Source organism: Streptomyces sparsogenes, from assembly GCF_001704635.1.
GTDB lineage: Bacteria > Actinomycetota > Actinomycetes > Streptomycetales > Streptomycetaceae > Streptomyces > Streptomyces sparsogenes.
Genome location: NZ_MAXF01000062.1, coordinates 1 through 6,935, shown reverse-complemented (window position 1 = coordinate 6,935; position 6,935 = coordinate 1). Strand labels below are relative to the sequence as shown.

The window sequence follows — 6,935 nt, the reverse complement described above, 5'->3', positions numbered from 1 at the left end:
GTCACGTCACACACGAGCCAACGGGCGCCCTTCGCCATGGTTGCGGCCAGCACAAACATCGGACTCACTCATCTAGGGATCACGAGGGTCCGGGCACAAGCACTGACCGGCCGCCCGCGTCAACTCGCACCGTGCCGCCCGGGCTCGTTGATCTAACATCTGACGAGTGCCGCGCTCACATGTCACCTCCGCCGAGACCGCTCCCGACGGGGAAACCCTGAGCGCGCTGTTGCGCCGCTACGACGGCACCGGCGAGGCGGTCTCCTGCGAGCGCGTCGCCGAGGGCCTGCTCAACCGCGGCTACCGGCTGGCCACCACCCGCGGCCGGTTCTTCCTCAAGCACCACCTGGACGGGGACCGCGCCACCATCGCCCGCCAGCACCGGGTGACCCAGCGGCTGGAGACGCTCGGGGTGCCCGTCGCCCCGCCCGTCCCCGACGCCGACGGGCGCACCGTCGTGGTCATCGGCGGCCGCTGCTACGCCCTGCACCCCTGGGTCGAGGGACGGCACCGCGTCGGCCGGGAGCTGACCGCCGCCCAGTCATGGCGGCTCGGCGGGCTGCTCGGGCGCGTCCACACCTGCCTGGAGCGGGTCGTGGAGGCCCGCGCGGCCGACCGGCAGCCCCCCGAGGCCTCCGCCGACCCCGACTACACCTTCGCGCTCATCGACCGGCTGCTCACCCTCGCCCGCGGCCGCCGCCGGCGCGACACCTTCGACGAACTCGCCGAGCACCGGCTGGTCGAGCGGCGGGCGCTGCTGGAGCGGCACGCCCACCGCCGCCCGGAGGCCGACGCCGTCCCGGCCACCGGCTGGGTCCACGGCGACTTCCACCCGCTGAACCTCCTCTACCGCGACACGGAACCGGCCGCGATCGTCGACTGGGACCGGCTCGGGGTGCAGCCCCGCGCCGAGGAGGCGGTCCGCGCCGCCGCGATCTTCTTCGTACGGCCGGGCGGACCGCTGGAGCTGGACAAGGTGCGGCCGTACGCGCGGGCCTACCGCTGCGCGACGGGCGCCGGGGCCGCCGAGATGGCGGCGGCCGTGCACCGGGTGTGGTGGGAGCGGCTCAACGACTTCTGGATGCTGCGCTGGCGCTACCAGGACGGCGACCGCCGCGCCGATCCCCTCTTCCCCGCGGCGGCGGCCCTGGCGGTGTGGTGGACGCGGGAGTACGAGGCGGTCCGCGACGCCTTCTGCGGCTGAGCCGCGCGAAACATCCGGGGCGGAACGAGGCGGCGCACAACGCGACGGGGCGCGCCTTCACGCAGGCGCGCCCCGTCGGAAAAGCCCCACTCGGCCGATCAGCCGGTCAGCCGCCGTCCAGCCCGCCGGTCGGATCGGTCGGGTCGGTGGTCGGGGGCGTCGTCGGGGGAGTCGTCGGCGGGGTGGTCTCCTCACCACCCGGCGTGGTCTCCTCGTTGGACGGCTCCCCGGTGGGCGGGTCGGTCTCGGTGTCCGTCGGCGGCGCGGTCGTGGGCTCGCTGTACGAGGGCGACGAGGGCTCGGTCGACCCGGTGTAGTCGTCCGTCCCGCCGGAGGGCTCGCTGGGCGCGGTCGGCTCCGTCTGGTCGTCCGACGGCTTCTCGGTCGGCTTCTTGGTGTGCGGCTGGCTGGTCGTCGTCTGCGACTTGCTCGGCTGCTTCTTGCCGTCGTCGCCACCGAAGTCCAGCGCGAAGGCCACGCCGGCCGCTATGGCGATCACCGCGAGCACGGCGAGCAGCCACACCTTGCCGCGGCCGCCACGGCCGCCGGACCCGTTGTCGTAGCCCCCGTCGTAGCCGCCGTCGTCGTCCCGCCGGCCCTGGAGGATCGGCTGCTGGGTGGTGTCGCCGTGCCCGGGGTGCGGCAGGGCGGCGGTGCCGGCCATGCCCATGGCGCCGGTGGAGGCGCCCAGATGCTGGGTCACGGGGCCGGTGTTCCAGGTGCCGGTGTGGCCGCCCGCGTCGGTCAGCATCTGCAGGGCGTACTGCACCAGCCCGCGCATCTCCTCGGCGCTCTGGAACCGGTCGTCCGGGTCCTTGGCCAGCGAGCGCATCACGAGCCCGTCGAGCTCGGGCGGCACCGCGCCGCCGGAGACCTCCGACGGCGGCACCGGCATGTCCTGGACGTGCTGGTAGACCACCGACAGCGGGGTCTCACCGACGAACGGCGGGCGCAGCGCCAGCAGCTCATAGAGGAGACAGCCGGTGGCGTACAGGTCGGAGCGGTGGTCGACGGCCTTGCCGAGGGCCTGCTCGGGCGACAGGTACTGGGGCGTGCCCATGACCATGCCGGTCTGGGTCATGGTGGAGGCGGCCCCGTGCAGGGCGCGGGCGATGCCGAAGTCCATCACCTTGACGGCGCCGCTGTTGGTGATGATCACGTTCGCGGGCTTGATGTCGCGGTGCACGATGCCGTGCTGGTGGCTGTAGGCCAGCGCCTCCAGCACCCCCGAGACGATGATCAGCGCCTGCTCCGGCGGCGGCGCCTCGGCGTTGAGCAGCAGATCGCGGATCGTACGGCCCTCGACCAGCTCCATGACGATGTACGGCACGACGCTCTTGCCGGACCCGCCCTGGCCGACGACGTCCTCGCCGGAGTCGTAGACGGCGACGACGGCGTGGTGGTTGAGCCCGGCGACCGACTGGGCCTCGCGGGTGAAGCGGGCCTTGGAGACCGGGTCCTCCGCCAGGTCGGGGCGGAGCAGCTTCACCGCGACCGTACGGCCGAGCCGGACGTCCTCGGCGGCGAACACCTCGGCCATGCCGCCGCGGCCGAGCCGGCTGGTGAGCCGATAGCGGCCGTCGCCGACCAGGCCGCCGTTGCCCCACGCCTCGGGGGAGTCCGGCATCCCGGCCCCGGTGGCGTCAGGTTCGGAGGGCCCCTGGGCGCCGCTCTGGGTCTGTGCCATCGGTCCTCGCCGTCTGATCTCGGTGGGGGTCTTCGTGATCGCCCCGCTCGCGGGCGGTACGGTTTGCTGGTAGAGCACGCTACAGGGTTCGTGCCGCGCACCGGTTCGTGATGGACCGGCCATCCAACCTGTTGTAGGTGAGGCCGTGCACATCACGTGACGGGTTCTTGCGCATCCGGTCACGGAACGGGCACGCCGCTTGACGTGTCCGTGGCCTGGGGCAGACTGGGCCAGGATATCGAGTACAAAAAGATCAGTGGGTCTGAACGTGCACGTCAGGATAGTGAGTGCGCCGAGGGGGAAGTAAGAAATGAGCCAGCAGGGCGCACCGGGCCGGTACGAGGGGAAGTCGCTCGCGGGCGGCCGGTACCAACTGCGGGACCTGCTCGGCGAGGGCGGTATGGCCTCCGTCCACCTGGCGTACGACAGCGTCCTGGACCGTCAGGTCGCGATCAAGACCCTGCACACCGAACTGGGCCGTGAGCAGTCCTTTCGCGAGCGCTTCCGCCGCGAGGCCCAGTCGGTCGCCAAGCTGACCCACACCAACATCGTCTCGGTCTTCGACACCGGCGAGGACACGATCGACGGCGCGGTGATGCCGTACATCGTCATGGAATACGTCGAGGGCCAGCCGCTGCGCGCCGTCCTCGACGCCGATGTCCGGCAGTACGGCGCGATGCCCACGGAAAAGGCGCTGAAAATCACAGCCGACGTGCTGGCCGCGCTGGAAATCAGCCACGAGATGGGGCTGGTCCACCGCGACATCAAGCCCGGTAACGTGATGATGACCAAGCGTAATGTGGTCAAAGTCATGGACTTCGGCATCGCCCGCGCCATGCAGTCGGGCGTCACCTCCATGACCCAGACCGGCATGGTCGTCGGCACCCCGCAGTACCTCTCCCCCGAGCAGGCCCTCGGCCGCGGCGTGGACGCCCGCAGCGACCTGTACTCCGTCGGCATCATGCTCTTCGAACTGCTGACGGGCCGGCTGCCGTTCGACGCGGACTCGCCGCTCGCCATCGCGTACGCGCACGTCCAGGAGGAGCCGGTCGCTCCCTCCACGATCAACCAGTCCATTCCCCCCGCGGTGGACGCGCTGGTCGCCCGTGCGCTGAAGAAGAACCCGAACGAGCGGTTCCCCACCGCCGAGGCCATGCGCGACGAGTGCGACCGCGTCTCGCGCACCGGTCAGACCGGCGCCTCGCCGATCATCATCAGCGGCGGCCCGCCCGCCCGCCCCAGCGGCTCCGGCGTGGGCTCGGCCGTCTTCCCGCCGGTCAGCCAGCAGCCCCCCGGCCCGGGCATCGGCGGCGTCCAGACCCCGTACCAGCCGCAGTCCTCGGGCGGGTTCGGCGGCTTCGGCCCCTCCACCCCGCCGCCGCCCGCCCAGCCGGTGGCCCAGCAGGGCTTCAACACCCCGGCCCCGACCCCCGCGCCGTACGCGCAGGGCGGCGCCCACACCCCGCCGCCGTACACCGTCTCGCCCGCCCCGGCCTCGGCCTCGGGCGCCGGCCAGGGCGGCGACAACGGCAACAAGCGCGTGATCATCGGCTCGGCGGTCGTCGCGGCGATCGCGGTCGTCGCCGTCGTCCTCGTGATCGCCCTCAGCGGCGGCGGGTCCAAGGACGAGCAGGCGGCCGACGACCCCAAGGAGAGCAAGACCACGTCGGCGCCCGCGACCCCGTCCGGGTTCCGCATGGGCGACAAGACCAAGGTCATCGACCCGGATAAGTGCACCGACGCCACGGAGTCCTACAGCCAGAAGGGCGCGTACAACGTGCCCGACTTCCAGAACCTCTACGTCGACTCCGTGAAGAAGTGCATCCGGGCCGCCGGGTGGAAGTACCGCGTGACCACCGAGGACGAGAACCTCTGGGGCAAGGGCACCGTCCTCAACTACACGTACCGCAACTACGAGCCGTACGACCCGAAGACCGACACCATCGAGCTGACGGTCTCCACGGGGATGCCGGGCTGAGCGAGGCGGTCTTCCCCGACTCCCGACTTTCGTAAAACAGGGCCCGGCGGCTGCCGGGCCCTGCTGCGTCACTGGGGCACCTTCGTCACAGCGTCGCTTCGCCATCGCTTCGCCACTGCGTCGCTTCGTCACAGCGTCCTGAAACCCGTCCGCCAGGTCGGGTGGAGCGGCCGCCAGCCGAGCCGGCGGCGGGCGAGGGTGTTGTCGGCCCCCCGCTCCCAGCCCTCCCGGCCGCCGCTCGCGGCGGGGGCGGGCGCCGGCGCACCCACCGCCGCCGCGAACTCCGGCAGCCAGGCGCGGGCCGGCGCCGGTTCGTCGTCGACGATGTTGACCGTGCCGCTCGGCCACTCCAGCGCGGCCACGGCAGCCCGGGCGGCGTCCTCGACGTGGACGAACGAGCTCACCGCGTCCCCCGCCACCACCGGGCCGAGCAGCGCCGCCACCGGATCGCCCGCCACCTGCTCGCCGCGCAGCGCGGCCTCGACCGGCCCGCCCCGCGCGTACCAGGTCCCGGGGCCGTAGAAGGTCCCGTAGCGCAGCACCACATGCGTCTCGATCTCGGCGGCCGCCTCCTCCAGCGCCCGCAGGCTGCCGACCAGCCCGGCCCGCTCCGCCGCCCCGTCCAGCGGGGTGGACTCGTCGGCCGGGGTGTCGCCGGGTCCGTAGGCCCAGGAGATGGACTGGGCGACGATGCGCGAGACCCCGGCGCGCTTGGCGGCGTCCACCAGATGGCGGGTGCCCTCCCTGCGGATCCGCCCGTTCTCGGCGCGGTCGCCGTTCGTCAGCGCGGTCAGCTGGTGGACGACCGCCTCGGGGGCGGCGTCCGCGACCGCCCGGTGCACGCTGTCGGCGTCGAAGACGTCGACGCGCACGGCCGACGCCCCCTGCGCGCGCAGCCGCTCCGCCCCCTCCCCGGTGCGCGTGCCGCCGGTGACCTCGTGTCCCGCCGCGACGAGCAGCGGGACGAGACGGCGGCCGACGGCGCCCGTGGCTCCCGCGACGAAGATGCGCATGGTGGCTGACCTCTTTCTTTCCGTTCCGGTCCCGGGTGACTGCCCGGGGCCCTCAGGCCAGGCTAGAAAGCGACCGGATCACTGTCAGGGGACAATCCGGGGGCGAGGGGATGGGCCACTCGTGGGGCACGTGGGGGCAGGGCAAGAGGGCGGCGGGCCGTCCCCGCGCGACTCGTCGATTTCCCGAGTCCGGGGGACGGCCCGCCGGGGCCGAACGGATGGATGGGACGGCTCAGGGGCTCAGAGGTTCAGAGGTTCAGAGGTTCAGAGATACGGGCCGGACCGGGCGCCGCCGTGCTTCGGCCCGCCTTCCCCGTCCTCGCCGCCGAGGCCCGGCGGCAGGGCCCTGCGCATCTGCTCGAGCTGCGCGCGGGCCGCCATCTGCTGGGCGAACAGCGTCGTCTGAATGCCGTGGAACAGGCCTTCGAGCCAGCCGACCAGCTGCGCCTGGGCGATCCGCAGCTCCGCCTCGGTCGGGACCGCCTCGTCGGTGAAGGGCAGGGAGAGACGCTCAAGCTCGCCGATCAGCTCGGGCGCGAGACCGTCCTCCAGCTCCTTCACCGAGCTGGAGTGGATCTCTTTGAGCCGGACCCGGCTGGCCTCGTCGAGAGGCGCCGCGCGGACTTCCTCCAGAAGCTGCTTGATCATGCTGCCGATGCGCATGACCTTGGCCGGCTGTTCGACCATGTCCGTCACGGGAACCTCGCGAGACTCGTCGTCACCGCCGCCGTCACCGGCGGTGGCGCTGCCGAGGGCCATGCCGTCCGGACCGACGACCAGGACGTGCGGGCTCTCCTGCGATCGTTCGTTCATCGGCTGGTTCATGCCCCCCATTCTTCCGCACAAGCGCCCGTACGGAGGGGCAGGGTGGCCAGAGCACCCGACCCGCCGCCCGGCCGCTGCCGCCGCCCGGCAGCCGCGGGGCCGTCAACGGCGACCCGGCCGCGGGCGCTTGCAACGCAACCGCAGCCGCGGGCCCGCAACGCTCACGTAGCCGCAGGCCCGCAACGCTCACGTAGCCGCAGGCCCGCAACGCTCACGTAGCCGCATCAG

General features: G+C 72.6%; 5 protein-coding genes. 2 read left to right on the top strand and 3 right to left on the bottom strand.

The window, feature by feature from the left end; translation table 11 throughout:
* The first annotated feature begins 166 nt into the window (after nt 1-166).
* On the top strand, nt 167-1,204 hold the full coding sequence (locus BBH68_RS13605) for a phosphotransferase (RefSeq protein WP_065962141.1): 1,038 nt from the start codon (nt 167-169) through the stop codon (nt 1,202-1,204).
* A 106-nt stretch (nt 1,205-1,310) separates the two neighbouring features.
* Here BBH68_RS13605 and BBH68_RS13600 read toward each other — a convergent pair whose 3' ends face one another.
* Complete coding sequence (locus BBH68_RS13600) at nt 1,311-2,891, bottom strand: protein kinase domain-containing protein (RefSeq protein ID WP_065962139.1); 1,581 nt, start codon at nt 2,889-2,891, stop codon at nt 1,311-1,313.
* Nucleotides 2,892-3,201: 310 nt separating this feature from the next.
* Between BBH68_RS13600 and BBH68_RS13595 the strand changes: the two genes are divergently transcribed.
* Nucleotides 3,202-4,869, top strand: a complete 1,668-nt coding sequence (locus BBH68_RS13595; protein ID WP_065962137.1) for a protein kinase domain-containing protein — start codon at nt 3,202-3,204, stop codon at nt 4,867-4,869.
* 128 nt (nt 4,870-4,997) lie between these two features.
* On the opposite strand, the gene BBH68_RS13590 is transcribed toward BBH68_RS13595, so the two are convergent.
* Together BBH68_RS13590 and BBH68_RS13585 are read right to left on the bottom strand one after the other, a co-directional pair.
* The gene (locus BBH68_RS13590; RefSeq protein ID WP_065962135.1) at nt 4,998-5,882 is read right to left on the bottom strand and encodes an NAD-dependent epimerase/dehydratase family protein; all 885 of its coding nucleotides are present in this window, start codon (nt 5,880-5,882) and stop codon (nt 4,998-5,000) included.
* Between the two features lie 264 nt (nt 5,883-6,146).
* Nucleotides 6,147-6,707 carry a bacterial proteasome activator family protein gene (locus tag BBH68_RS13585; protein WP_174589020.1) on the bottom strand — a complete coding sequence of 187 codons (561 nt, stop codon included), beginning with the start codon at nt 6,705-6,707 and terminating at the stop codon, nt 6,147-6,149.
* Nucleotides 6,708-6,935 lie beyond the last annotated feature (228 nt).

Excerpts from the sequence above, each read along its gene's own strand:
- BBH68_RS13600 (WP_065962139.1), bottom strand. The coding sequence starts at position 2,891 with ATGGCACAGACCCAGAGCGGCGCCCAGGGGCCCTCCGAACCTGACGCC.
- BBH68_RS13595 (WP_065962137.1), top strand. The coding sequence starts at position 3,202 with ATGAGCCAGCAGGGCGCACCGGGCCGGTACGAGGGGAAGTCGCTCGCG.
- BBH68_RS13590 (WP_065962135.1), bottom strand. The coding sequence starts at position 5,882 with ATGCGCATCTTCGTCGCGGGAGCCACGGGCGCCGTCGGCCGCCGTCTC.
- BBH68_RS13585 (WP_174589020.1), bottom strand. The coding sequence starts at position 6,707 with ATGAACCAGCCGATGAACGAACGATCGCAGGAGAGCCCGCACGTCCTG.